Genomic DNA, 24,174 nt, shown 5'->3' with positions numbered 1-24,174 from the left:
GTCGGATTAAAACGACGTTTTCACTGTGACATTTATTACGATCAGATTAAGGCTTAGGAGGTCGCAACACCCAATGGAAGCTCATTTACCGGCTAGACCGTTGAGATAAGGATCAAAGTGCGGTCTTTTTTATTTGAAAATGATTTACCCACTATATTACTTTTGCTAGAATAGTGAAATTGAAATTAATTCTCAATTAGAAAGCTGGAATCAGTTATATTCATGCTTTCACGTTTTTACTCGTAGTATGTTAAGGAACCATAATGAGCCTGTTTGATTTTTTACAACAATATATTGATTACATCATTCTTGGACTACTTTGCTTCATGAGTTTCATTATGTTATGGGCAGTGGTTGAGCGTTTTATCTTTTTAGGCAAAGTGAATGTAAGCCAATATAGTAATATTCATGATTTGGATATTGATTTAAATCGTAATTTAACCGTGATTTCTACTGTAGGCGCGAACGCACCTTATGTGGGATTATTGGGAACAGTTATTGGGATTTTACTGACTTTTTATGAGTTGGGGAATTCTGGAGGCGATATTGATGCTGCTTCGATTATGGTGCATTTATCTTTAGCATTAAAAGCCACTGCGGTGGGGATTTTAGTCGCTATTCCGTCTATGATTTTTTATAACGCTTTGGGACGTAAGGTTGAGGTAAACCGTTTAAAATGGAAAGCCCTCAATGAAAATAAACATGGGGAGTAGTTGTCCATGAAAAAATTTGATGAAATTAATATTATCCCCTTTATTGATATTATGTTGGTACTGCTTGCGATTGTCTTGATCACAGCCTCATTCATTTCTCAGGGGAAAATTCAAGTGAGTGTGCCGAAAGCGAGTTCAACAGTGGCGTTTAAATCTGATGATTTGGCAAAATTATTGACTGTTACGGAAAATGGCGAGCTGTATTTTAATGATAAGCCTATCGCTAAAGAAGCGTTGGCACAAGAGATTAGTCAATGGCCAAAAGATCAAAAAGTCACTTTAAAAGTTGATGCTAAAGCGCCTTTTCAGGAATTTGTGTCGATTACGGATTTAATGGCAAAAAATGATATTAAAAATGTTGCTATTGTTACGTTAAAGGATAAAGGCGAATAATATGCAAAAGAAGCATTCATTGGTTGGATTTTTCACTTCTTTGTTTATTCATTTGGCAGTGGTGGCCTTATTAATGATTTCTATTGTACCTAAAGTCGATAGCGCAAATGGTGTACAAGCGGATGTGATTGATACCAATATTTCTATGGAAATGATGATGGCGACAGTGATAGAAGAGCCTGCCCCTGAACCAGAGCCGATTAAAGAGCCAGAGCCAGAACCTGTAGTGAAGAAAGAGGAAGTGCCGGATCCGACGGTGAAGCCTGAACCACCGAAACCGGAAAAACCAAAAGAACCGGAGAAAAAAGAAAAACCAAAAGAGAAGCCAAAAGAGAAACCAAAGGAAAAGGCCAAACCCAAAGAAAAGCCTAAAAATACGCCACGCAATACGCAGCGAGATTTACCAAAAGCAGATAGAGAAGTGGTTTCAAATGCCGCTGTAAATTCTAGAGCGACGAGTACGGGGCCGGCGACAACAAAAAATCCGAATTTAGTTGGAAATGGGCGCAGTACAGATGAAATTAATGCCTATCGGAACGCGTTACGTCGTGAAATTGAGCGTCATAAGCGTTATTCTCAGCGAGCGAAGATGATGAGAAAACAAGGCGTGGTCACTATTGCCTTTACGTTAGGAGAAAATGGTGCCATTATCAATCCATCTATAGCGAAATCATCAGGAAGTGAAGATTTAGATAATTCGGCATTACATGCTGTAAAAAGCGCTAGGTCTATAGGGCCTCGTCCTGTAGGAATGGCTGCAAATATGAGTGTGCCAATTAGTTTTAAACTGCAATAATTGCTGAAAATACACCGCACTTTTGGTCTTTTTATAGTCAGAAAAGTGCGGTATTTTTTTACAAAAAATTCACAAATTTGGTTTGTAAGACATTTTTTGTTATAATGCCCCGTCTTTGTATAAAGCTTAGGTATTTCTTATTTAGGTTTTATTCTTTAGCAAGAACTTTTGTTCTAATGCAATTTGAAGCCAAATCCGTTTTGGCTCGTCTAAAATCCCCATTCTACTGGGTGTCTAATTTAATTTTAGCTCGGCTAAAGTTTGTTCAGATTAATGATTAGTATGGAGAAATATTTTGACTTTCTTAAAGAAACTTAGTGCGACAAGCACATTTAAGGCGCCAATTTTTGTGCCTAGCATTATTTTTATTTTGCTAGTGACCATTTATTGCTCCCTTTATCCCACACAAGCACAGACGGCATTAAATGTGGCTAAACAAGTGATTTTTGATCATTTCAGTTGGCTATATGTCCTTGCAGCTTCTGTCTTTATTCTCTTCCTGGTTTTATTATGTGCGGGGCAATTAGGGAATATCCGTTTAGGTGGGGATAATGAAGAGCCTGAATATCCTTTTCTTTCTTGGGTAGCGATGTTATTTGCTGCAGGTATGGGGATTGGTTTAATGTATTTTGGGGTTGCTGAACCTATGTTACATTATGCCAAACCATTGCATGATAATCTCACTGAAGTTGAACGTATTCAAGAATCGATGTTGACCTCGTTTTATCATTGGGGAGTGCATGCTTGGGCGATTTATGGGGTAATTGGTTTAACCTTAGCTTATTTTGGTTTTCGCTATAAATTGCCATTGACCATACGTTCTGGATTTTATCCAATTTTAAAGAATCGTATTGCGGGTTTTTGGGGGCACGTTATTGATATTGTTGCCTTATGTAGCACTATTTTTGGTGTGGCAACGACTTTAGGTTACGGTGCTTTACAGCTTGATGCAGGACTCAATAGTTTAGGTTGGGTAAGCGAACGTAGTTTTTCAACCTTATCAGTTTTAATTGTTGTAGTGATGTGTATTGCTGCCATTTCTGCGATATCTGGAGTAGGGAAAGGGGTTCGTCGTCTGAGTGAAATTAATCTCTTTTTAGCCTTAGCACTGATGATTTTTGTCATCGTTGTTGGCCCGACTTTATTATTATTTAGTGGATTTACGGAAAATCTTGGTCACTATTTAAGTAACTTGATTGATATTAGTTTCCGTACATTTGCCCATGAGCCGGAACATCATAGCTGGTTTAATGGCTGGACCGTTGTTTATTGGGCTTGGTGGGTGTCTTGGGCGCCGTTTGTAGGTTTATTTATCGCAAAAATTTCTCGTGGTCGTACTATTCGTGAGTTTATTTTAGGGGTTTTATTTATTCCAACATTGTTTAATGCGATTTGGATGACAACCTTTGGTAATAGTGCGATTTGGTTGGATCAAGAGTCTGGCGGAGTATTAACTGCGTTAAGTAGTAATACAGAAGCATTATTATTTGGTTTCTTTGATTTATTACCATTAAGTAGCTTATCTTCTACGATTGCTATTGTGATTATTGCGCTATTTTTCATTACCTCAGCGGACTCTGGTATTTTTGTGATTAACAGTATCGCATCTCAAGGGAATGAAAATGCACCGAAGTGGCAAAGTGTCTTTTGGGCGGTATTGCTAATGGTATTGGCCATTTCGTTGTTACGTTCTGATGGTATTTCTGCTTTACAAACGATGACATTATTGATTGCTTTACCATTTGTGGTGATCATGTTGATTCTTTGTTTTGGATTATGGCAAGGATTAATGGTTGATAATCAATATTTTGGCAAGAAGTTTACGCAAGGAAGTGCTAACTGGACGGGTAAGCATTGGAAAGAACGTTTAGATAAAATTATTACTCAGCCTAAGCGTGCAGATATTAAAACCTTCTTCTTTGAAACGGCTAAACCAGCTTTTGATGAATTGGTGTTAGAGTTTGAAAAGCATGGTTTAACAGCCAATGTAGAATTAACGAATACGGGTAAAACGCCGAGCATTGAGTTTATTGTTAGCAAAGAGAATGTACGTAATTTCTTGTATGGTATTCGTTGTCAACCACGTGAATTATCAAATTTAGTGGTAGAAGATGACAGCTTGCCAAATATTGAAGACAATAAAATTTATGAGCCGATTACTTACTTCCTTGATGGCCGTGAAGGTTATGATGTGCAATATATGATGAAAGAAGAGCTGATTGCTGATGTATTAAAACAATATGAACGTTATATGAATTTAGCAATGGATCATTCTCATGCATTGATGACTAATGATTTAGGTGAATCGATGTAAGTGTGGCTTTGTGTTAGCACGTAATATAAGTAAGAGGTAGCGTATTGCTGCCTCTTATTTTTTATGTGATATATCGTGTAAAGAGAGAGACAAGGTCTCTGACGATAATCTTTGCTTATTGTTATGGTTGTGCAGATATAAAAAAACCTCACTAGGTAGTGAGGTTTGATACATGAAATGGTTGCTTATTTCTTTTCGCTCAACTGTTGTTTCACTGAAACTAATAATTGACTTGCTTCATCTAAACCTTTGATAGCTTCTTGTTGTAATTTACCAAATGCTTCTGCTTGTTCTGGCGTTGGTTGATTTGTTGAGTAATGGGCAGTTTGAGTCATTAATTCAACAAATTTGGTAATTGATGATACAAATTTGTTTTGTAAGTTTTTCCCTTCAGTTGTTTTTAATTTCAACGCAGCAACACCATCTTTAATTTTGGTATATTCTGTGCCGATTTGGGTAAATGTGCTTGCTAAATCAGCCGGGTTGGTGATTTGGCCTGAAGCCAGTTGAGCTTGTAAATTTTGGATATTTTTTAAGCTTTCGCCTTGTTCTGTGATTTGCTCAATTGCAGTAACATCAGCTTGAAGATCTGCTTTAGGATCTGAACAAGCTACAATTGCAAAAGCTGCAAAAATAAAAGTAAAAATTTGATAAAAACGTTTCATAATAAATCCTTAAATTAAATGTTAAAAAAACGAGAGCAGTTTACTCTCTTTTGTTAAGTTGGTAAAGCCGAACTCTACTAATTTAATCAGCACTATAGTACAGCTTACCGATCTCAATTTTTTGGCGGCCATTGGCTTCTCGCCATTTATTTGTATCGCGCAATGAATAGACACAGCCACAATATTCTTGCTGATAAAAACGTTCACGCTTACTGATTTCGATCATGCGCTGTGAGCCACCGCCTTTTCGCCAATTGTAATCCCAATAGACGACATCATCATATTTTTCAGCGGCGCGATGTCCGCAGCCGTTAATTTGATTCATGTCTTTCCAGCGAGAAATACCTAAGCAACTCGTGAATACAGGAAAGCCGTTTTCATGGGCATATTGTGCTGCTTTTTCAAAACGCATATCAAAACACATGGTACAACGAATGCCGCGTTCTGGCTCGTCCTCCATGCCTTTGGCACGATCAAACCAGTTTTGGCGATCGTAGTCAGCATCAATAAACGGAATGCCCCATTTTTCGGCAAAACGAATATTTTCTTCCTTACGAATAAGATACTCTTTAAGTGGGTGGATATTCGGATTATAGAAATAAATGGTAAATTCAATGCCTGAAGCATGAATCGCTTCCATGACTTCACCGGAACAAGGCGCACAACAAGAATGCAATAATAATTTATTGTGTCCGTTCGGTAGAGTCAGTTTTTCACGTACAAAAGGCGCATTTGGATCTTTCTTTTGTTTACGTGTTTTTTGTGGGCGATCAAAAAGTTGTTGATTTTCGACCGCGCTTTGCTGGTGAGTTTGACGTAGTTCAGTCACAGTCATATTAATATTGTCTATCCACAGATAAATAAGCTAAGGAAATCAGCGCCTGTTTGTAAGGGCTGTCGTCTAAAATAGTGATGGTATCAACGGCTTTTTGTGCTTCTTCGCGAGCGCGTTGCATGGCATATTCTAATGAACCGTGCTGTTGCATAATGGCGAGAACCTCATTGAGTTTATCTCGTTGTCCGGCATGCTCAATAACATTACGGATTAAGGCAGTTTGCTCAGCTGAGCCTTGTTTCATGGCATGTAATAAAGGTAAAGTTGGTTTGCCTTCTTCTAGGTCATCACCCACATTTTTTCCCATCGTTTTTGCATTGGCGCTATAGTCTAAAATATCATCGACTAATTGAAATGCAGTGCCTAAATAACGACCATAGTCCTGTAGTGCTTTTTCTTGTGCAGGTGTTGCTTTAGCTAAAATAGCAGCACACTGTGTGGCTGCTTCAAATAAGCGAGCGGTTTTGCCATAAATCACCTGCATATAGCTTTCTTCTGTTGTATTGGGATCATTACAGTTCATGAGTTGCAATACTTCGCCTTCGGCAATCACATTGGTCGCATCTGACATGATTTGTAAAATACGTAGAGAATTGAGCTGTGTCATTAATTGAAAAGCACGGGTGTAAATGAAATCACCGACTAATACACTTGCAGCGTTGCCAAACTGGGCATTCGCAGTGGGATTGCCGCGACGCATATCTGATTCATCAACAACATCATCATGCAATAATGTTGCGGTATGGATAAATTCGATAAATGCAGCGCAAGTGATATGGCCTTTTTCTTGATAGTGGAGGGCGTTAGCCGCAAGGACCGCAATCATTGGTCGAATGCGTTTTCCTCCACCTTGAATAATGTAATACCCAAGTTGATTAATTAGCGCAACATCTGAATGAAGTTGGGCTAAAATAGCCTGGTCAACCGCTTGCATATCAACTTGAATAAGTTGCTGAATGGCATTTAAGTCCATTAAATCATGTTGTGTTGTCATTGGTATTATCGCGTTAATTTTATAAAAAAAAATATGAAAGTGCGGTAGATTTTACCTGATTTTCTCGGTTTTCTGAACAATTTATCAATTTTTTTATTTTATTGTGAAATCTCGCTTGCTATCGAGCGATTTTTTCCGTAGAATTTGCGACCTATTTATATGATTTTGATGTGCTCAGGGGATAACCTAAATTAGCACAAGTTAGCGGAGTATTTATGTACGCAGTTTTCCAAAGTGGCGGTAAACAACACCGTGTGAGCGAAGGTCAAGTGATTCGCTTAGAAAAACTTGAGGTTTCAACAGGTGAAACTGTTGAATTCGACTCAGTGTTGATGGTCGTTAATGGTGAAGATGTTAAAATTGGTGCACCAGTTGTAGCTGGTAGCAAAGTAGTGGCTGAAGTTGTTTCACACGGTCGTGGCGAGAAAGTTAAAATCGTTAAGTTCCGTCGTCGTAAACACAGCCGTAAACAACAAGGTCATCGTCAGTGGTTCACGGAAGTGAAAATCACTGGGATTACAGCATAATTCAGAGGAGATCTAAAAGATGGCAACTAAAAAAGCTGGTGGTTCAACTCGTAACGGTCGCGATTCTGAAGCTAAACGCCTTGGTGTTAAGCGTTTTGGTGGTGAGTCTGTATTAGCAGGTAGCATCATTGTTCGTCAACGTGGTACTAAATTCCACGCTGGTACAAATGTTGGTATGGGACGCGATCATACTTTATTTGCAACAGCAGACGGTAAAGTTAAATTTGAAGTAAAAGGCGAAAAAAATCGCAAATATGTCAGCATCGTTGCTGAATAATTTCAAATTGTTATGAATTGAAAACCTCACACATTTGCTGTGAGGTTTTTTGTTTTTATGCAAAGGGCGGTCGAAATTTTATTATTTTTTCGTTACAATGCAATTCCTGCCACTCGATTAATATAAGAATATGAAACAGCAGCCTTGGATCGGATTTCTCCTCGCTTCTACTGCCACAGCTATGTGGGGGGCGTTGCCTATTGCTTTACAGCAAGTATTGCAAGGTATGGATGCACAAACTATCGTATGGTTTCGATTTTTTGTTGCTGGCGTGGGATTGTTGTTAATTTTAAGTGCAATGGGAGCGTTACCCAAATTAGTCGGATTACATCGTCGGTTCTGGTGGTTATTACTGGTGGCGGTGATTGGTTTGGCAATGAATTTTTGGTTATATAATGTGGCTTTGCAGTATATTCCACCCACTACAAGTCAAGTTCTAAGCCCTTTGTCTTCTTTTATCATGTTATTTGTGGGTGTGCTGTTATTTAAGGAAAAAATTGGGTTGCACCAAAAAATCAGTGTGGTGATCTTATTCATAGGCTTAGTTTTTTTCTTTAATAATCGCGTGACCGATTTCGTGCAATTTAGTCACTACGGACAAGGGGTGATCATTGCTATTTTAGCGAGTATTATCTGGATTGCGTACGGAATTTCGCAAAAAATGCTACTGATTAAATTGAGTTCTCAGCAAATTTTATTGTTGATTTACATCGGGTGTAGCGTGGCATTTTTTCCTCTTGCACAAGTCGGGCAGGTGATGGAATTAACCGCGTTCCAATTAGGGTGTTTAATTTTTTGCTGTGCTAATACATTGATTGCTTACGGCTGCTATGCGGAGGCGTTAAATCGTTGGGAAGTGTCGAAAGTCAGTGCTATGATGACACAAATTCCCATCTTTACCATTATTTTTTCAGAAATATTGACCGCACTTTGGCCAAGATATTTTATAGATCCTTCGCTTAATGCCTTAAGTTATGTTGGCGCAGTTTTAGTGGTGTGTGGCGCATTATTATCTGTTATTGGCCATAAAATTTTCCCACAATGGAGAAAATAGTGATGAAACAGCAACCTTTTGTCGGTTTTCTATTAGCATTAATTACCGCTATGGCATGGGGATCATTGCCCGTCGCACTTAAGCAGGTGTTAGTGAGTATGAATGCTCAAACTGTTGTATTTTATCGTTTTTTGACTGCAGCCATTGTGTTATTAATTTTATTAGGGTTGAGTGGAAAGTTACCCAAATTGCGCCAATTTAATTTGTATTACGGACGTTTGGCGATAATAGGCGTGCTTGGATTAGCCGGTAATTTCTTCTTTTTCAGTTCCTCTTTAAAGTATATAGAACCAGCAGTTACACAAATTTTTATTCATTTATCTTCATTTATTATGCTGATTTGTGGTGTGGTATTCTTTAAAGAAAAGCTCGGATTACACCAAAAATTAGGTTTAATGGTGTTGATTATCGGTTTAGGATTGTTTTTTAATGAGCGCTTAGCTTTTTTAGTTGAACTGAATCAATATGCATTGGGTGTGTTGCTCAGCATAATTGCTGCAACGGTTTGGGTCGCTTATGGTATCGCGCAGAAACTTATGTTGCGTCAATTTAATAGTCAGCAAATTTTAATGATGATCTATATGGGCTGCGCGTTAGTATTTGCACCAACAGCAAGCTTGTCACAAGTGGCTGCCCTAAATCATTTGGGCGTAATTTGTTTTATTTATTGCTGTGCAAATACGTTGATTGGGTATGGTGCATATGCAGAAGCATTAAATCGTTGGGATGTATCGAAAGTGAGTGTGGTGGTGACGTTAGTGCCATTATTCACGATTTTATTCTCCCATATATTGCACTTTTTTTATCCAATCTATTTTGCTAACCCAGAGCTAAATATGATTAGTTATATTGGCGCATTTATTGTAGTATTAGGCGCAATGTTGTCGGCGATTGGACATAAGTTATTTAAGAAAAATAGTAATATTTGACCGCACTTTGACGGGAGATGAGAAGGTAAAAAATGAAATTTATTGATGAAGCGTTAATTCGTGTTGAAGCGGGAGATGGTGGAAATGGCTGTGTGAGTTTTCGCCGAGAAAAATATATTCCTAAAGGTGGTCCTGATGGTGGTGATGGCGGCGATGGTGGCGATGTCTATTTAATTGCTGATGAAAATTTAAATACATTGATTGACTATCGTTTCGAAAAACGTTTTGCTGCGGAGCGTGGAGAAAATGGGCGGAGTTCTGATTGTACAGGTAAACGAGGCAAAGATATTACTTTGCGCGTGCCAGTTGGAACACGCGCCATTGATAATGATACCAAAGAGGTGTTGGGAGATTTAACTAAGCATGGTACAAAGATGTTAGTTGCAAAAGGTGGCTATCATGGCTTAGGGAATACCCGTTTTAAGTCATCAGTGAATCGCGCACCACGTCAGAAAACAAATGGTACACCGGGTGAAAAACGCGATTTACAACTTGAGTTGTTACTTTTGGCGGATGTAGGAATGCTTGGTTTGCCAAACGCAGGAAAATCAACTTTTATTCGTGCGGTATCAGCGGCTAAACCTAAAGTAGCTGATTATCCTTTTACCACATTAGTGCCGAGTTTAGGCGTTGCAAGAGTTGATGCGAATCGCAGTTTTGTGGTGGCAGATATTCCGGGACTCATTGAAGGTGCATCAGAAGGTGCGGGTTTAGGTATTCGTTTTTTAAAACACTTAGAACGTTGTCGAGTATTAATTCATCTTGTTGATATTGCGCCAATTGATGAGTCAGATCCTGCAGATAATATTGGTATTATTGAATCCGAACTCTTCCAATATAGTGAAACTTTGGCGGATAAACCGCGTTGGTTAGTCTTTAATAAAATCGACACCATGAGTCATGAAGAGGCCGAACGTTTGGCCAAAGAAATTACCGAGCGCTTAGGTTGGAATGAAGATTACTATCTTATTTCTGCGGCGACAGGGAAGAATGTGTCGGCTATTACTCGTGACATTATGGACTTTATCGAAGCTAACCCGCGTGAGGCTGAAGCAGAAAATGCTGAAGCAGAAGAGGTGAAATTTAAATGGGATGATTATCACCAAGAGCAATTAGCGGAACATCAGTTTGCTGATGATGACGATGATGATTGGGATGACTGGTCAGAAGAAGACGAAGAGGGTGTAGAGATTATTTATAAACCTTAATGAGGGAGTCTTTTGAAGAGCGCCTAGCTGAATTTTATTACAATCCTTGTGATACTTGTCGGTCACAAGGATTTTTCTTTATGATAAGAAAATAAGTGATTTATTTAGTTTGAGAACATTTTTAAAAAACGGTGGTAAAGTGAGTAATTTTAGTTTAATACTATTGAATTAGACTACTTTTCGTTTATAATTTTTTTAAGCCTTCTTTAATCATCTGTTAAACATAAACAATTAAAATGAGAGCTGAGTTACAAATTTCCCCGAAAATTATTCATTGGATTGCAGACTTGGAGCAAATTACTCCTCAAGTTTTGGCAGATGAACTCGCTCCTAAAAAAGCAGATGATTTTTTAAATGGTATTTTAACTAAAACGACTGCGACTAAACTTGCTAAAAGAGCGAATATTCCTTTTGGTTACCTTTTTTTACAAACCCCACCAAAGATACAGAAACCGGATATACCTGATTTACGTCAGGTAGTAGGAGCTGAGCCTCTTAGTAAAGATTTCTTTGATGTACTGCAAGATATAAGATATAAACAAGATTGGTTTAAAGATTACCTGATAGAACAAGGTCATGAAGCATTGTCATTTGTTGGTAAATTTCAACTTCATGAAAAACGAACGCCTAATGATGTTGCTAGGGATATTTTAAAAACACTGGGGATAAATAATTTACTAGAACAAATCAAAAAATTAAGAAGAGATGATTATTTCAAGTTTCTGACAAAAGAATTTGAACGAATTGGTATTCTTGTTTTTAAAAGTGGAGTTGTTAAGCATAATAATAGTAGAACGCTTAGCGTTAATGAATTTCGTGGTTTTGCATTAGTCGATCCTATAGCTCCTGTTATATTTATCAATGGTTCTGATTACCAAGCAGCTCAATTATTTACGCTTATTCATGAAGTAGCCCATATTTGGATTGGGGTGTCAGGTGTTTCTTCTTGGAACCAAGAGCAAAATGTAGAATCTTTTTGTAATAAGGTTGCTGCTGAATTTTTAATGCCTACTGTTGAATTTTGCCGATATTGGCAAGCCGATAATAGAGAACAAAGTATAGAAGTATTAGTTACGCTATTTAAGGTTAGTCGATTTGCGATTATTATTAAAGCTGTTACTTTGGGGTTATTAGCTCAAAGTGAAATAGCTAAAGAGAGAGAGAAATTAAGAAATTTGGAAAAATCCAATAGTAGTGGAGGCGGTGATTTTCATAATACTGTAAAAGTAAGACAAAGTCCTAGATTTAGTGATACGGTAATTAATCAAGCAATTAGTCAACATATTCCTCTTAGAGAAGCTGGAAAATTATTGAATATCAGAGCTGATACTTTAATGGCTATCTATCGTAAGCGACAGGGGAAAGTTTGATGAAACGTTATTTAATTGATGCCAATATTTTCATTACAGCCAAAAATACTTTTTACCAGTTTGGATTTGCTCAATGCTTTTGGGATTTACTTCTTGAGCTTCATAAAAAAGGGATAGTGTATAGTATCAAAGCGGTGAAAGATGAACTTTTAGCTCAGTCAGATGAATTGAAAGAATGGGTAAAAAATGTACCTGATAGTTTTTTTGAAGATCATTTTGAATCTGTGGATAGCTATGCAAAATTAATGATATATGGACAAGATTTAGTTAATACTAAAAAAGTTATGCAAAAAGCGTTTGATGACTTTGCTGAAGAAAAAAATGCAGATGCTTGGATTATCGCTCATGCTATGGAGCATGGCTATACTCTTGTTACACAAGAAAAGTTTAATCCTGATGCGAAAAAAAGAATTATGATTCCTAATGTTGCTATAGCTCATCATGTTGAAACTATTACGTTATTTGAGTTTATGGAGAAATGCGCAGGGCATAATTTTTCTATCAAATAAATAGGCATAGCATTGGGGTATTAGATGATATTTTTGTACTCCTTTATATCGTGTCTAATCTTCCTTTCCTCCTCTATATAATAAAATATTCCATGAATAAATTATCTAAATTCACTTCAAAAGTCGTAATGATAACAAGAAATATAAGTCAGTATTGCAGGTGACCTAGATTTTACATCACACTAAAATAGTGTTAGGCAAATTCGCAAGCATTTTCCCATTACACCTTGTTAGTTAGAGGGGATTTGTCGTGAATAATATAACTAACAAGGTGGCTGAAGGATTTCAAATGAATCCGGATTATTTGCGAGAAGTGTAATCTCCCATGCAGACCCACTTATAAGTTGTGAGGGCTTCAAGTCCCATTGGGCCGCGCGCGTGAAGTTTTTGTGTGCTAACCGCAACTTCTGCACCAAGACCGAATTGCCCACCATCAGTAAAACGAGTACTCGCATTAACATAGACGGCAGCAGAATCTACCTGTGTAATGAATTGTTGTGCTAGTTTTACGGACTCAGTTAAGATACCATCTGAATGTTGGCTACCATATTCTCGGATATGCGCGACGGCTTGTGTAAGATCTTTTACAATCACAACATTTAAATCATAAGTTAGCCATTCGTTGCGTAATTCCTGTTCCTGTATTGGTGTTACGTCAGCATTACAGGCTTGTAGCAGTGAAAGAGCGGTCGGATCTGCATGAAATTTTACTTGTTTTTGGGCTAACGCTTTTGCAAGTTTTGGTAAGAATTCCGCCGCGATACTTTCTTGCACTAATAACGTTTCGAGGGTGTTGCAAGTACTTGGACGCTGGGTTTTCGCATTTTCAATCAGTGGTAACGCTTTTTCTTGGTCCGCAGATTGTTCCACAAATAAATGGCAGATACCAATTCCGCCAACGATAACCGGAATGGTAGAATGTTGTTTGCAAAGCTCATGTAATCCAGCACCACCACGAGGAATGATCATATCCACATAACGGTCTAATTTTAGTAATTCCATGACCAATGCTCGGTCTGGATCCGTAATGGCTTGTACGGCATATTTTGGTAAATTAGCTTGTTCTAAAGCGTGTTGTACGACTTCAATTAAAATTTTATTGGAGTATTGCGTTTCTTTTCCTCCACGCAAAATAGCGGCATTCCCTGTTTTTAAACACAAGCTCGCGACATCAATTGTCACGTTTGGACGAGATTCATAAATCGTGCCGATTACGCCTAATGGTACTCGCACGCGTTCAATTTTCAGACCACTATCTAATTTTCCACCATCAATAATTTGCCCCACTGGGTCAGCAAGGGAAATCACATGGCGCACATCATTCGCAATGCTCTTTAAGCGTTCAGGGGTAAGCAAAAGGCGATCAATAATTGCTTCGGATAAGCCATTTTGACGGGCTAGCGCAATATCTTTGGCATTTTCGGCCAAGATAATTGTGCTTTGTGCTTCTAATTGTTCTGCGATGATTTGGAGAGCGTAGTTTTTTTCCGCTGAGGAGAGCTGTGATAAAACGAATGCTGCTTCTCTCGCTTGTTTCCCCATTGTGATTAAATCAGTCATATTGTTTCCTACTTTTTTAGTCGTGGCAGTTTGTCATCAATATTTTCTTTTGGCTCAATTTGTTCTTGATAATCAAAAACGGGCAAGCCTAATTCAAATCGAATAGCGAGTAAACGTAAAATAAAACCGCTGACTAATGTAATGAGGACAACGATGTTATGTTCGACGTTTAGTTCATGTAGACCAATATAAATGCAGGTGGCGAGTAATGCAATACTTGCATAGAGTTCTTTTTGAAATACTAGCGGGATACGATTGCATAATAAATCACGTAATACCCCGCCAAATGCACCGGTGATAATGGCTGCTACTGTGGCGATTGTAAAACCATAGCCCATATCTAAGGCGACTTGGGCACCGATAATTGAAAAGACAATAAGGCCGAGTGCATCTAATGCTAAGAAAATAGTGCGAAAATAACGACTAAAATTACGAATTAAAGGGGCTATAAAAACGGTAGAAACAGCTGCGCCAGCGACAATTAAGATATATTCAGGGTGTGCAACCCAGCCTAAAGGATAATGTCCAAGTAACATATCACGTACTGAACCACCACCAATGGCAGTCATCGCTGCAATAATAATCACACCAAAAATATCCATTTTTTCACGCCCAGCGGCAAGGGCGCCAGTCATGGCTTCAGCAGTAATGCCAATAATGTAGAGGATTGTTAATAACATACGGAGAACGATAAGTTGTATTTGATATGCTCATTGTAGTGATTAATGGGGAAAAATACCATGATTTCTACCGCACTTATCTGTATTTTTATGGACTTTTATAGTGAAAAATGATGTAGCTCACAATTTTAGAAAAAAGTGATATTTTTTCCAAAAACTGTGAACCTGATTACAGAAATGGGAAAATATTTTTCATAGAATATCATATAGGTAGTATTAAATTTGATGTTTTTTGGGGTCAGCAATGAAAAAACTAATCAATCGTATTGAAACAGTATTGCAAGAACAACTACAAGGATTTATTAAAGGCAATCCACAACTAGTGTTAAATGAAGCACCATTGTTTATACGACGTCGTGATGTGCCGATAGAGGGAAAAGTGGCATTAGTTTCTGGTGGAGGAAGTGGGCATGAGCCTATGCATATAGGCTTTGTTGGTCAAGGTATGCTTGATGGTGCGTGTCCGGGCGCAATTTTTACTTCGCCTACACCGGATCAAATATTTGAATGTGCCTTATCCGTCGATAGTGGTGAGGGAGTATTGCTATTAATTAAAAATTATACCGGAGATGTCTTGAATTTTGAAACTGCGGTGGAGCTGTTACATGATAGTGGTGTAAAAGTAGGTACGGTATTGGTGGATGATGATGTGGCAGTGAAAGATAGTTTGTATACTGCTGGTCGTCGAGGGGTGGCTAACACGGTGTTGATGGAAAAGATTTTAGGGGCGGCCGCTGAACAAGGGTGGCGTTTGGAGGCTTTGTTAGATTTAGGCGCGCGGTTAAATAATCAAGGTCATTCAATTGGTATTGCATTAGAGGCTTGTACGGTACCTGCTGCTGGCGTGCCATCTTTTGTTTTGGCAGAGAATGAAATGGAGTTTGGTGTAGGGATTCATGGGGAGCCAGGCATTGAGCGCCGTTCTTTTTTAAGTCTTGATGAAACTGTTGAACAGATGTTTGAAACGTTGATAAAAAATGGACACTATGAACGAGCGATTCGTCATTGGGATAGAGAAAGTGCCACATGGGTGGAGGATATTGAAAGTAAAAATGCGTTACAGCCCGGTGATAAAGTTATTGTGTTAGTGAATAATTTAGGTGCTGTTCCGCTGTCTGAACTTTATGGTATTTATCATAGCCTTGAACGTTATTGTGCTGCGTTTGGTTTAATAATCGAACGAAATCTGATAGGTTCTTATTGTACATCATTAGATATGAAAGGTGTCTCGATTACATTGCTTAAATGTGATGATGAGATTTTGGCGTTATGGGATGCGCCTGTACAAACCACAGCATTACGTTGGGGAGTGTGAACATGGGATTAACAAAAGCACAAATCTTGCAATGGTTGTCAAATTGTGCGCAGTATTTTAATGAAAATAAGGAGTATTTAACCGAATTGGATCGTGAGATTGGCGATGCTGATCATGGGTTAAATATGCAGCGTGGTTTTGCGGGGGTCATGGCAAAATTGCCTACCGTTGCGGACAAGGATATTGGCAGTATTTTAAAAACAACAGGAATGACATTACTTTCTCAGGTTGGTGGCGCAAGTGGTCCCTTATTTGGTACTTTTTTCATTAAAGGCGCACAAAGTGTGGCTGGAAAAGAATCGCTCTCTTTTCGTGAGGTTTTTCAAATGTTGAAAGATGGCGTTGATGGTATTGTTACACGTGGGCGTGCAGAAATTGGGGATAAGACAATGTGTGATGTGTGGATCCCAACTATTGCGTCTTTGGAAATTGCGGGTTGTAGTGATACATCAGCTTCTTTGGCCCAAGCTTTAACGACTGCGGTACAAAGAGCAGAAGAATGTTTAGCCGGTACCATTCCGATGAAAGCGAAAAAAGGACGTGCTAGCTATTTAAATGAACGCAGTATAGGACATCAAGATCCAGGTGCGACATCAGCTGTTTATATATTGAGAGCATTATTAGATAGTGTGGAAAAATAGATGGTTAATATTGTCATTGTGTCTCATAGTAAAAGACTCGCACAAGGGTTAATGGAATTGGCCTCACAAATGAAAAGTGACGATTGTCAAATTGCATTAGCGGCGGGAATAGATGATCCGGATAATCCGATTGGCACTGATGCAGCAAAAATCATGGCGGCTATTGAGGAAGTATATAGTCCAGATGGCGTAGTGGTAATGGTTGATTTGGGAAGTGCAATTTTAAGTGCGGAAACCGCGTTAGAATTATTAGATCCTGCTATTAGTGAGCGAGTTAGGATTAGTCGAGCGCCATTAGTTGAAGGCACTATTGGGGCTGTCGTTGCGGCCTCAGGAGGGGATAGTCTTGAAGGCGTGCTTGCGGAAGCTGATTTAGCTTATTCCCTAAAAGGTTAAAGTTACCATTTAATAAAAGAGAGGGACAAATTTTTATTTGTCCCTATGATGAGTAAAAGTTATTAAACCTTAATATAAAATAACTTGTATTATGGTAGATCGTCGATGTCTTCGTCTGTATTCTTTTGTACAATCATATGTTCACGTTTTAAGCCTACATCATAAGCAAAAGCAATGGCAACAAAGATTGAAGAGTAAGTACCAAATCCAATACCAATCAATAGCGCAAGAGAAAAGCTATGAATACTTGGACCACCGAATACAAGTAAGGCAACGACGACAAAAATCGTCGTGATGGATGTCATTAAGGTACGAGATAATGTTTGTGTTAATGAAATATTAATAATATCAAATACTTCAATACGGCGAATCTTACGCAGGTTTTCCCGTACGCGGTCAAATACCACGATACTGTCATTTAATGAGTAGCCTACTACAGATAATATTGCAGCCACAAAGGTTAAATCCACCTCAATTTGCAGAAACGCAAAGAAACCTAAGGTGACGATCACATCATGGGCGAGGGACACAATAGCCCCTAAGGCTAGACGCCATTCAAAACGTGAGCCTATATAGATTAATAACATTCCCAGTGTTGCCAATGTCGCATAAATGGCTGACTGTGTCAGTTCTTCTCCCACATTTGGTCCGACGAAATCAATGCTGTTTACGGTTGTTTCAGGATCGAGTGTCGTCATCATATTTTTAATTGTTGTACCAATATTCGGATCATTGATAGACGCGGGTAAACGTATCATGATATCTCGAACGCTACCTGATGTTTGTACGGTAGCGCTTGTAATGTTGTTATTATTTAAGGTCGCACGTATTTCATCAAGATTAGCCGGCTGAGAGAAAGTTAAATCAATAACAGTTCCCCCCGTAAAATCTAATCCCCAGTTAAACCCTTTAGTCACAACAAAAAAGATTGATATAACAACAAATACCAGGGATACCAAATAACCCCATATGCGGTATTTCATAAAATTCATTAAGCCATAGCGAAGTTTAATCCCTTGGATTTCTTTGATTGGCTCATTGTTCTCAGTTAATAAACTCACAATCTTGTCCTTACGCTAAATGGATAATTTGGTTAAACGTTTGCCACCGTAAAGGAAGTTTACGATTGCTCGTGTGCCAGTAATAGCGGTAAACATAGAGATAGCAACACCTAAAGAAAGTGTGATAGCAAAACCTTTTACTGGGCCTGAACCAACAGAATATAAAATAATCGCAGTTAAAATGGTGGTTAAATTAGAGTCAAAGATACTGGTAAATGCACCGTTATAACCTTCGTTGATCGCTTGTTGGATAGGGCGACCATTACGAATTTCTTCTTTAATGCGCTCAAATATGAGTACGTTTGCATCAATAGACATTCCCACAGATAAAACAATCCCTGCAATACCTGGCATTGTTAAGGTTGCGCCAGGTAACATGGACATCAATCCAATGAGGAGTACCATATTAGCTACTAAGGCAATATCAGCAATTAAGCCAAATTTACGGTAATAAAGCCCAACAAAGATGACGGTGATCAGTAGCCCCCATAGGCCGGCTTGAATACCTTGTTCAACGTTTTGTGCACCTAAAGATGGTCCAACGGTACGTTCTTCAACAATTTGAATTGGAGCAATTAATGCGCCAGAACGTAGTAATACTGCGAGATTTTGCGCTTCAGCAGAACTATCAATACCCGTAATACGGAAACTATTACCTAGACGGGCTTGGATAGTTGCAACGTTAATCACTTCTTCATGTTTTTCAAGAATTGATTTTCCATTTTCGTCTTTTCTGCCACTGTCTTTATATTCGCTATATAAAGTTGCCATTGGCTTACCAATTGCGGATTTAGTGGCATTGGACATCAATGTTCCACCATCGCTATCAAGAGAGATGTTAACCTGTGGGCGTCCATATTCATCATTGCTAGAATTCGCATCTGTAATGTGTTCACCGCCTAAAATTGCGCGTTTAAACAATACAACAGGCGATCCATCACGCGTATATTTGACTTCAGAGTCAGCAGAGACTAGGCCACGAGCAGCAGCATCAACATTGGCATTTTGATTCACCATACGAAATTCAAGGGTGGCCGTTGCACCTAAAATTTCTTTTGCGCGCGCGGTGTCTTGTACACCAGGCAATTCTACAACGATACGTTCAGCGCCTTGACGTTGAATAACAGGTTCTGCCACACCGAGTTCTTCAACACGTTTACGTAAAATGGAAATGTTTTGTTCTACCGCATTATCGCGAGCGGTTGCCAACGCATTTTCTGAAAGAGAAAGTTGCAGGCTATTGTCTGGCAATATACGTATATCCAAATTACTGTGTTGACGACGTAAAAAACGTTGTACATCTTGGGCTTGGGTTGGATTAGCTAAGGTAACAATTGTGCTAAAATTCTCACCGCTACGGATTCCCGTATACTGATATTTTTCTTGGCGTAATTCTGTGCGAAGATTGTCTTGTAATTGCTCTTGTTGTTTGGTTAACGCAGTGTTCATATCAATTTCCATCAAGAAACGTACACCACCACGTAGATCCAATCCCCATTTCATTGGGTTAGCACCAATTGATCTTAACCAATTTGGCGTAGCTGGCGCCAAGTTTAAAGCGACTGAATGATTATTTCCTAATTTTTCAGCAATTTTATCTTTGGCTAAAAGTTGAATATCGGTATTCGGGAAGCGCGCTAAAATAGAGCCTTCCTCGAGTGTTATGGATTTCACCGAAAGTTGATTTTCAGTCAAGACTTGTTGGACTTGACTTAAGGTCGTTTCGTCGGCCGATTGCCCACGAGTTCCGGAAATTTGTACGGCAGGATCTTCACCGTAAAGATTTGGAAGCGCATATAAAGCACCAATGGCGACCACAAAGATCACCATTAGATTCTTCCATAAAGGGTAACGATTTAACATAGATTTCCCTTGCGGAAAGGAGGTTTAAATTAAAGAGATTTAATTGAGCCTTTTGGTAATACAGCCACAATAAAATCTTTTCTAATTGTGATTTCAGTTGTTTCGTTTAATGCAATCACAACAGAATCGCTGTCAGCGGATACTTTTGTGATTTTGCCGATTAAACCGCCAGAGGTTAAGACTTCTTCGCCTTTACCAAGTGACGCCATCAGTTCACGATGTTGTTTATTGCGTTTTGCTTGTGGACGATAAATCATAAAATAGAAAATAAGCGCAAAGATGACCAAAATAAAGATCATTTGCATGCCGCCGCCTTGTTGTTCCATATTTTTTCCTTTTAATTATCTAAAGTTTAATCAATAAATTGAACGAAAAAATTCGCTGCATAAAAATACCATAAAATTCCCTTAATGTGAAAATGATCTTGCAAAGAGCGGTCAATATTTGCAATGTTTTTATTCTATTTGCAAATAGTCAACCTTAACCTTGTCGGATCAACTTGAATAGAGCAGTGTAGTGTTTTGCATAAAAGTACAAAATCTTCCACCGCACTTTCTGTATTTAAATTGACTTCAAGCACATCACCTTTATTTAATCCCAATATTGCTTTTTTCGTCATCAATAGAGGGATAGGGCAACGGTATTGCTGCGTATCTAATTGATAGCGCATTAAAAATTAAACCTGACGACGATTTGCCATAATTTTCCCCATTGTATTGAGTTCAGGTTCAGATAAGTATTTTTTCCCCAGCTCAAACAACGGTTCCTCAATAGCAATATGTACATCATAGCCAGCCACAAATTTATCAATAAGCTCTTGAGAAATACTGTCTTGTTCATTATTTAACAAAGCTTGCAACTGTACCGATAAATTCGCCCAATTTTCATGCAAAATAACATGCTGTTTTTCTAACTCATCAATATCTGCTTGGGCTTGTGGATATTGCTTCACCACAGCTGGAAAGAAATCTTTTTCCTCATCATCGTGGTGTAACGGGGCGGAAATGGTGAAATAATTTAAGATTTGTTGCACATCATTTTTCACCGCCTGATTTACCCCATTTTTGGCCAAATAATCAGGTAAAATCTGTAATTGTCGGCAAAAACGCTTAACTTTGCTGTGACAAGCATAAAGCATCTCAATAGGTTCTGCCCAGCTGGCAAATTGTTGTGGTTCTAAAATTTGCATAATTACCCCTCAAATGGATGATAACTGTCAATAGGTGGCACAGGTTTGCCGATTTTGGCATAAAATTCCTGTACAAAGCTCTCAAAACGCTCTTGTTCAATAGCCGCACGGATTTGTTCCATCAAACGTTGATAGTAGCGCAGGTTATGAATGGTATTTAACCTAGCACCTAAAATTTCACCACATTTATCTAAATGATATAAATAGGATTTGGTGTAATGTTTGCAGGTATAACAATCACATTCAGGATCCAGCGGCGTAGTATCATCACGATATTTTGCATTACGGATTTTCACAATTCCGTTACTGACGAATAAATGCCCGTTACGCGCGTTACGAGTTGGCATGACACAATCAAACATATCAATACCACGACGAACACCCTCAACTAAATCTTCTGGCTTACCTACCCCCATTAAATAGCGCGGTTTATCCATCGGGATCTTCGGGGTCACATATTCTAAAATACGGTGCATATCTTCTTTCGGCTCACCTACGGCTAGCCCTCCTACCGCATAACCGTCAAAACCGATTTCTACCAAGCCTTCAACCGAGATTTTGCGTAATTCCTCATAAGTGCCGCCTTGAATAATGCCAAATAACGCATTTTTATTGCCAAGTTCGTCAAATCGTTGGCGCGAACGTTTTGCCCAACGTAATGACATTTCCATTGAGTTTTTGGCATAGTCAAAGGTGGCAGGATAAGGCGTACACTCATCGAAAATCATCACAACATCAGAACCGAGATCGTATTGAATTTCCATTGATTTTTCAGGGGAAAGAAAAATTTTCTCACCATTAATCGGGTTTTGGAATTTCACCCCTTCTTCCGTGATTTTACGTAACTTCCCTAAGCTGAACACCTGGAACCCGCCGCTATCGGTTAAAATCGGACGGTGCCATTGCATAAAATCATGTAAATCACCGTGTTTACGCATGACTTCTTGTCCTGGACGTAGCCAAAGATGAAAAGTATTACCAAGTAAAATTTCAGCACCGGTCGCCCGCACTTCTTCCGGTGTCATACCCTTTACCGTACCATAAGTGCCTACAGGCATAAACGCAGGGGTTTCAACGGTGAACGTCCCTTGCGGCCGCTCAAAGATTAAACGACCACGACGAGCGCGACCGTTGGTTTTATGGAGTTCGTATTTCATTTAATCCTCTATCTACGAAGAAACAGTTCGGAGATTATCGGGCTCACCCGAATTAAAAAACGCATTGTAGCATAAATCTATTCGGGTGTTAGAGAGAATTATAGAGTAGGGACCGGGGAGGTTATCCCTACTATATGGGGCTATAAACCCGGCGCTTTCCACAATGAAGTGGTTAGCCCGTTATCCACTAATTGCAGTTGTTTGCGATAAACATCAAGCCATTTGGCTTTATGGATTTGATAGCGCTTATGATTTTCTGCATTAGGTTCATAAGTGCGGTCAAATTTTATTAATTTTTTGCTGGCCTCGACTAATGAAGGATAAATCCCAACTCCTACCCCCGCAGCAATAGCACAGCCTAGCGCGGTTGCTTCTTTGACGACAGGAATTTTTACGGTTAACCCCGTCACATCAGCAAGGATCTGGCTCCATAATTTTCCTTTTGAACCCCCACCAGCGAATACGATAGTATCCAGTTTGAGGTTGGCAAATTTTTCCACTTGTTCAAGATTACACGCAGAGACGATGGCGGCGTTTTCCTGTAGTGCGCGGAATAACGTGGCTTTGTTGCATTTTTGTGGGTCTATAGAAAGGTTTATAAAAGAGGGCGCGGCATGATACCAAGATTTAAAGTGCATGGCATCGGAGAAAATTGGGATAATATCGTTTGAACCGACAGGCACTTTTTCAGCCATTTGTTCTAGTAATGAATAGGTATCAACGCCTAATCGTTCTGCCAGTATTTTTTCTTCTTCACAAAAGGCATCTCTAAACCAGCGCATAGTTAACCCCGTGAAAAAGCTGATAGACTCTGCTTGCACAAGATTGGCAATAACGTGCGGGTTGATTCTGACATTCATATGGGGATCGGTAACAGGCTGTGGTAGGTTGACGACTTGTTGCCAAAATGTGCCTCCGATGACAGCTCCTTGAGAAGGCGCAACAATGCCTAAGCCGAGACAGCCAAGTTGCACATCTCCGCCGCCGACAACAACAGGAGTGCCGGTTTTTAAGCCCGTATATTGTGCGACATCTTTCGTGACAGCACCTAAAATGGTCCCCGTTTCTTTTACTGGTGGGAGAATGCACGAATTTAAACCGGCCATATCCAGTAATTCTGGTTGCCATTGCCGAGTGGTTAAATTGAGCATGCCTGTTGTGCCGGCATTAGAGGGGTCAACGGCTAATTCACCGCTTAACATAAAACCGAGCCAATCACTGATCATTGTTATCGCGCTGGTTTTGTGATAAATGTCACTACGATGATGTGCCAGCCACAATAATCTTGGTACGGCGCTGAGGGCTAAAGTTTGGCCGGAAATCTGATAGAGTTTTTCTTCAAAGCTATGATCATAAAGTGCTTTTAATTCATTAACTTCCCGAGTGGCGCGAGCATCTACATTGCCACAAGCCCAGATGGGGGTTTTATGTTCATCATATAGCACGATACCTTCCCGCATGGAGCAGGTCGAAACTGCGGCAATGTGTTCAGATTGAATTTGAGCATTGGACAGTGATTGTCGAATACAATCGCAGGTAAGCTGCCAATTCGTATCTAGATCGAACTCCATCGAGCCGGGAATATCGGGATCAGATAAATGTGTCCACTCCTTTTGTGCTGTCGCAATTTGATTTCCTTCTGTATCAAAAATAACCGCTCTGATACTTCCGGTTCCTGCATCTAATGCCATTAAATAGCTTGTGTTACTCATTATTTCCTCCTTAAAG

General features: G+C 39.2%; 26 protein-coding genes. 14 read left to right on the top strand and 12 right to left on the bottom strand.

The genetic code is table 11. The annotated features are described in order from the left end of the window. Nucleotides 1-260: 260 nt before the first annotated feature. From exbB to CVP05_RS06140, 4 genes are all read left to right on the top strand, one after another. A complete protein-coding gene (gene exbB, locus CVP05_RS06155; RefSeq protein WP_100288701.1) occupies nucleotides 261-713 on the top strand; it encodes a TonB-system energizer ExbB in 453 nt (150 codons plus the stop codon). A 6-nt stretch (nucleotides 714-719) separates the two neighbouring features. Next, nucleotides 720-1,106 (top strand): TonB system transport protein ExbD, encoded by a 387-nt coding sequence (gene exbD / locus CVP05_RS06150; RefSeq protein ID WP_100288700.1) that lies wholly within the window; start codon nucleotides 720-722, stop codon nucleotides 1,104-1,106. Nucleotide 1,107: 1 nt separating this feature from the next. Further along, a complete protein-coding gene (locus CVP05_RS06145) occupies nucleotides 1,108-1,902 on the top strand; it encodes an energy transducer TonB (RefSeq protein WP_100288699.1) in 795 nt (264 codons plus the stop codon). A 295-nt stretch (nucleotides 1,903-2,197) separates the two neighbouring features. After that, nucleotides 2,198-4,216, top strand: coding sequence for a BCCT family transporter (locus CVP05_RS06140; RefSeq protein WP_100288698.1), 2,019 nt, complete (start codon nucleotides 2,198-2,200; stop codon nucleotides 4,214-4,216). Nucleotides 4,217-4,401: 185 nt separating this feature from the next. Here the strand turns inward: CVP05_RS06140 and CVP05_RS06135 are convergent, their stop codons facing one another. The 3 genes from CVP05_RS06135 to ispB all read right to left on the bottom strand — a co-directional run bounded on the left by CVP05_RS06135 (nucleotide 4,402) and on the right by ispB (nucleotide 6,710). Then, nucleotides 4,402-4,881, bottom strand: coding sequence for a hypothetical protein (locus tag CVP05_RS06135; protein WP_100288697.1), 480 nt, complete (start codon nucleotides 4,879-4,881; stop codon nucleotides 4,402-4,404). A gap of 82 nt (nucleotides 4,882-4,963) precedes the next feature. After that, complete coding sequence (locus tag CVP05_RS06130) at nucleotides 4,964-5,716, bottom strand: epoxyqueuosine reductase QueH (RefSeq protein ID WP_100288696.1); 753 nt, start codon at nucleotides 5,714-5,716, stop codon at nucleotides 4,964-4,966. A 1-nt stretch (nucleotide 5,717) separates the two neighbouring features. Further along, entirely contained in the window at nucleotides 5,718-6,710 is a 993-nt protein-coding gene (gene ispB / locus CVP05_RS06125) for an octaprenyl diphosphate synthase (protein WP_423739124.1), read from the bottom strand. A gap of 215 nt (nucleotides 6,711-6,925) precedes the next feature. Here ispB and rplU point away from each other — a divergent pair, with 215 nt between their 5' ends. The 7 genes from rplU to CVP05_RS06090 all read left to right on the top strand — a co-directional run bounded on the left by rplU (nucleotide 6,926) and on the right by CVP05_RS06090 (nucleotide 12,584). Further along, a complete protein-coding gene (rplU, locus tag CVP05_RS06120) occupies nucleotides 6,926-7,237 on the top strand; it encodes a 50S ribosomal protein L21 (RefSeq protein ID WP_100288695.1) in 312 nt (103 codons plus the stop codon). 19 nt (nucleotides 7,238-7,256) lie between these two features. Further along, nucleotides 7,257-7,514: a 50S ribosomal protein L27 gene (gene rpmA, locus CVP05_RS06115; protein ID WP_100288694.1), complete on the top strand. Its 258-nt coding sequence runs from the start codon at nucleotides 7,257-7,259 to the stop codon at nucleotides 7,512-7,514. 130 nt (nucleotides 7,515-7,644) lie between these two features. Further along, complete coding sequence (locus CVP05_RS06110; protein ID WP_100288693.1) at nucleotides 7,645-8,568, top strand: DMT family transporter; 924 nt, start codon at nucleotides 7,645-7,647, stop codon at nucleotides 8,566-8,568. A 2-nt stretch (nucleotides 8,569-8,570) separates the two neighbouring features. Further along, nucleotides 8,571-9,497 (top strand): DMT family transporter, encoded by a 927-nt coding sequence (locus CVP05_RS06105; protein WP_100288692.1) that lies wholly within the window; start codon nucleotides 8,571-8,573, stop codon nucleotides 9,495-9,497. A gap of 32 nt (nucleotides 9,498-9,529) precedes the next feature. Beyond that, nucleotides 9,530-10,705: an Obg family GTPase CgtA gene (gene cgtA / locus CVP05_RS06100; RefSeq protein ID WP_100288691.1), complete on the top strand. Its 1,176-nt coding sequence runs from the start codon at nucleotides 9,530-9,532 to the stop codon at nucleotides 10,703-10,705. 236 nt (nucleotides 10,706-10,941) lie between these two features. After that, entirely contained in the window at nucleotides 10,942-12,075 is a 1,134-nt protein-coding gene (locus CVP05_RS06095) for an ImmA/IrrE family metallo-endopeptidase (RefSeq protein ID WP_100288690.1), read from the top strand. Beyond that, the gene (locus CVP05_RS06090; protein WP_100288689.1) at nucleotides 12,075-12,584 is read left to right on the top strand and encodes a DUF4411 family protein; all 510 of its coding nucleotides are present in this window, start codon (nucleotides 12,075-12,077) and stop codon (nucleotides 12,582-12,584) included. Before CVP05_RS06095 ends, CVP05_RS06090 begins: the two co-directional genes overlap by 1 nt. Before the next feature lie 300 nt (nucleotides 12,585-12,884). Here CVP05_RS06090 and proA read toward each other — a convergent pair whose 3' ends face one another. Both proA and CVP05_RS06080 read right to left on the bottom strand, forming a co-directional pair. Next, a complete protein-coding gene (gene proA / locus CVP05_RS06085; RefSeq protein ID WP_100288688.1) occupies nucleotides 12,885-14,144 on the bottom strand; it encodes a glutamate-5-semialdehyde dehydrogenase in 1,260 nt (419 codons plus the stop codon). Nucleotides 14,145-14,152: 8 nt separating this feature from the next. Next, entirely contained in the window at nucleotides 14,153-14,824 is a 672-nt protein-coding gene (locus CVP05_RS06080) for a trimeric intracellular cation channel family protein (RefSeq protein WP_100288687.1), read from the bottom strand. 244 nt (nucleotides 14,825-15,068) lie between these two features. Here CVP05_RS06080 and dhaK point away from each other — a divergent pair, with 244 nt between their 5' ends. From dhaK to dhaM, 3 genes are read left to right on the top strand one after another with little or no spacing between them, the layout of a single operon-like run. Then, nucleotides 15,069-16,139, top strand: coding sequence for a dihydroxyacetone kinase subunit DhaK (gene dhaK / locus CVP05_RS06075; RefSeq protein ID WP_100288686.1), 1,071 nt, complete (start codon nucleotides 15,069-15,071; stop codon nucleotides 16,137-16,139). Between the two features lie 2 nt (nucleotides 16,140-16,141). Continuing rightward, nucleotides 16,142-16,780: a dihydroxyacetone kinase subunit DhaL gene (gene dhaL / locus CVP05_RS06070; protein WP_100288685.1), complete on the top strand. Its 639-nt coding sequence runs from the start codon at nucleotides 16,142-16,144 to the stop codon at nucleotides 16,778-16,780. Further along, nucleotides 16,781-17,176: a dihydroxyacetone kinase phosphoryl donor subunit DhaM gene (gene dhaM, locus CVP05_RS06065; RefSeq protein ID WP_100288684.1), complete on the top strand. Its 396-nt coding sequence runs from the start codon at nucleotides 16,781-16,783 to the stop codon at nucleotides 17,174-17,176. It begins immediately after the preceding gene. 89 nt (nucleotides 17,177-17,265) lie between these two features. Here the strand turns inward: dhaM and secF are convergent, their stop codons facing one another. The 7 genes from secF to lsrK all read right to left on the bottom strand — a co-directional run bounded on the left by secF (nucleotide 17,266) and on the right by lsrK (nucleotide 24,158). After that, nucleotides 17,266-18,237 (bottom strand): protein translocase subunit SecF, encoded by a 972-nt coding sequence (secF, locus tag CVP05_RS06060; protein WP_100288683.1) that lies wholly within the window; start codon nucleotides 18,235-18,237, stop codon nucleotides 17,266-17,268. 15 nt (nucleotides 18,238-18,252) lie between these two features. Continuing rightward, nucleotides 18,253-20,100, bottom strand: coding sequence for a protein translocase subunit SecD (gene secD / locus CVP05_RS06055; protein ID WP_100288682.1), 1,848 nt, complete (start codon nucleotides 20,098-20,100; stop codon nucleotides 18,253-18,255). Between the two features lie 29 nt (nucleotides 20,101-20,129). After that, nucleotides 20,130-20,426: a preprotein translocase subunit YajC gene (gene yajC, locus CVP05_RS06050; RefSeq protein WP_100288681.1), complete on the bottom strand. Its 297-nt coding sequence runs from the start codon at nucleotides 20,424-20,426 to the stop codon at nucleotides 20,130-20,132. Nucleotides 20,427-20,560: 134 nt separating this feature from the next. Further along, complete coding sequence (locus CVP05_RS06045; RefSeq protein ID WP_100288680.1) at nucleotides 20,561-20,770, bottom strand: sulfurtransferase TusA family protein; 210 nt, start codon at nucleotides 20,768-20,770, stop codon at nucleotides 20,561-20,563. Between the two features lie 6 nt (nucleotides 20,771-20,776). Next, nucleotides 20,777-21,289, bottom strand: a complete 513-nt coding sequence (locus CVP05_RS06040) for a hemerythrin domain-containing protein (protein ID WP_100288679.1) — start codon at nucleotides 21,287-21,289, stop codon at nucleotides 20,777-20,779. A gap of 2 nt (nucleotides 21,290-21,291) precedes the next feature. After that, complete coding sequence (gene tgt, locus CVP05_RS06035) at nucleotides 21,292-22,446, bottom strand: tRNA guanosine(34) transglycosylase Tgt (protein ID WP_100288678.1); 1,155 nt, start codon at nucleotides 22,444-22,446, stop codon at nucleotides 21,292-21,294. 140 nt (nucleotides 22,447-22,586) lie between these two features. Further along, nucleotides 22,587-24,158, bottom strand: a complete 1,572-nt coding sequence (gene lsrK, locus CVP05_RS06030; protein ID WP_100288677.1) for an autoinducer-2 kinase — start codon at nucleotides 24,156-24,158, stop codon at nucleotides 22,587-22,589. Between the last annotated feature and the right edge of the window lie 16 nt (nucleotides 24,159-24,174).

Source organism: Conservatibacter flavescens (assembly GCF_002795425.1).
GTDB classification, from domain to species: domain Bacteria; phylum Pseudomonadota; class Gammaproteobacteria; order Enterobacterales; family Pasteurellaceae; genus Conservatibacter; species Conservatibacter flavescens.
The sequence above is the reverse complement of the archived record's forward strand: the minus strand, read 5'-3'. Positions and strand labels throughout refer to the sequence as shown.

Coding starts and splice junctions, on each gene's coding strand:
- proA (WP_100288688.1), bottom strand. CDS start 14,144: ATGACTGATTTAATCACAATGGGGAAACAAGCGAGAGAAGCAGCATTC.
- dhaK (WP_100288686.1), top strand. CDS start 15,069: ATGAAAAAACTAATCAATCGTATTGAAACAGTATTGCAAGAACAACTA.
- exbD (WP_100288700.1), top strand. CDS start 720: ATGAAAAAATTTGATGAAATTAATATTATCCCCTTTATTGATATTATG.
- CVP05_RS06095 (WP_100288690.1), top strand. CDS start 10,942: ATGAGAGCTGAGTTACAAATTTCCCCGAAAATTATTCATTGGATTGCA.
- dhaM (WP_100288684.1), top strand. CDS start 16,781: ATGGTTAATATTGTCATTGTGTCTCATAGTAAAAGACTCGCACAAGGG.
- CVP05_RS06045 (WP_100288680.1), bottom strand. CDS start 20,770: ATGCGCTATCAATTAGATACGCAGCAATACCGTTGCCCTATCCCTCTA.
- cgtA (WP_100288691.1), top strand. CDS start 9,530: ATGAAATTTATTGATGAAGCGTTAATTCGTGTTGAAGCGGGAGATGGT.
- CVP05_RS06135 (WP_100288697.1), bottom strand. CDS start 4,881: ATGAAACGTTTTTATCAAATTTTTACTTTTATTTTTGCAGCTTTTGCA.
- CVP05_RS06080 (WP_100288687.1), bottom strand. CDS start 14,824: ATGTTATTAACAATCCTCTACATTATTGGCATTACTGCTGAAGCCATG.
- rpmA (WP_100288694.1), top strand. CDS start 7,257: ATGGCAACTAAAAAAGCTGGTGGTTCAACTCGTAACGGTCGCGATTCT.
- CVP05_RS06110 (WP_100288693.1), top strand. CDS start 7,645: ATGAAACAGCAGCCTTGGATCGGATTTCTCCTCGCTTCTACTGCCACA.
- CVP05_RS06040 (WP_100288679.1), bottom strand. CDS start 21,289: ATGCAAATTTTAGAACCACAACAATTTGCCAGCTGGGCAGAACCTATT.
- CVP05_RS06145 (WP_100288699.1), top strand. CDS start 1,108: ATGCAAAAGAAGCATTCATTGGTTGGATTTTTCACTTCTTTGTTTATT.
- CVP05_RS06105 (WP_100288692.1), top strand. CDS start 8,571: ATGAAACAGCAACCTTTTGTCGGTTTTCTATTAGCATTAATTACCGCT.
- CVP05_RS06090 (WP_100288689.1), top strand. CDS start 12,075: ATGAAACGTTATTTAATTGATGCCAATATTTTCATTACAGCCAAAAAT.
- CVP05_RS06130 (WP_100288696.1), bottom strand. CDS start 5,716: ATGACTGTGACTGAACTACGTCAAACTCACCAGCAAAGCGCGGTCGAA.
- lsrK (WP_100288677.1), bottom strand. CDS start 24,158: ATGAGTAACACAAGCTATTTAATGGCATTAGATGCAGGAACCGGAAGT.
- secD (WP_100288682.1), bottom strand. CDS start 20,100: ATGTTAAATCGTTACCCTTTATGGAAGAATCTAATGGTGATCTTTGTG.
- dhaL (WP_100288685.1), top strand. CDS start 16,142: ATGGGATTAACAAAAGCACAAATCTTGCAATGGTTGTCAAATTGTGCG.
- rplU (WP_100288695.1), top strand. CDS start 6,926: ATGTACGCAGTTTTCCAAAGTGGCGGTAAACAACACCGTGTGAGCGAA.
- yajC (WP_100288681.1), bottom strand. CDS start 20,426: ATGGAACAACAAGGCGGCGGCATGCAAATGATCTTTATTTTGGTCATC.
- ispB (WP_423739124.1), bottom strand. CDS start 6,710: ATGACAACACAACATGATTTAATGGACTTAAATGCCATTCAGCAACTT.
- tgt (WP_100288678.1), bottom strand. CDS start 22,446: ATGAAATACGAACTCCATAAAACCAACGGTCGCGCTCGTCGTGGTCGT.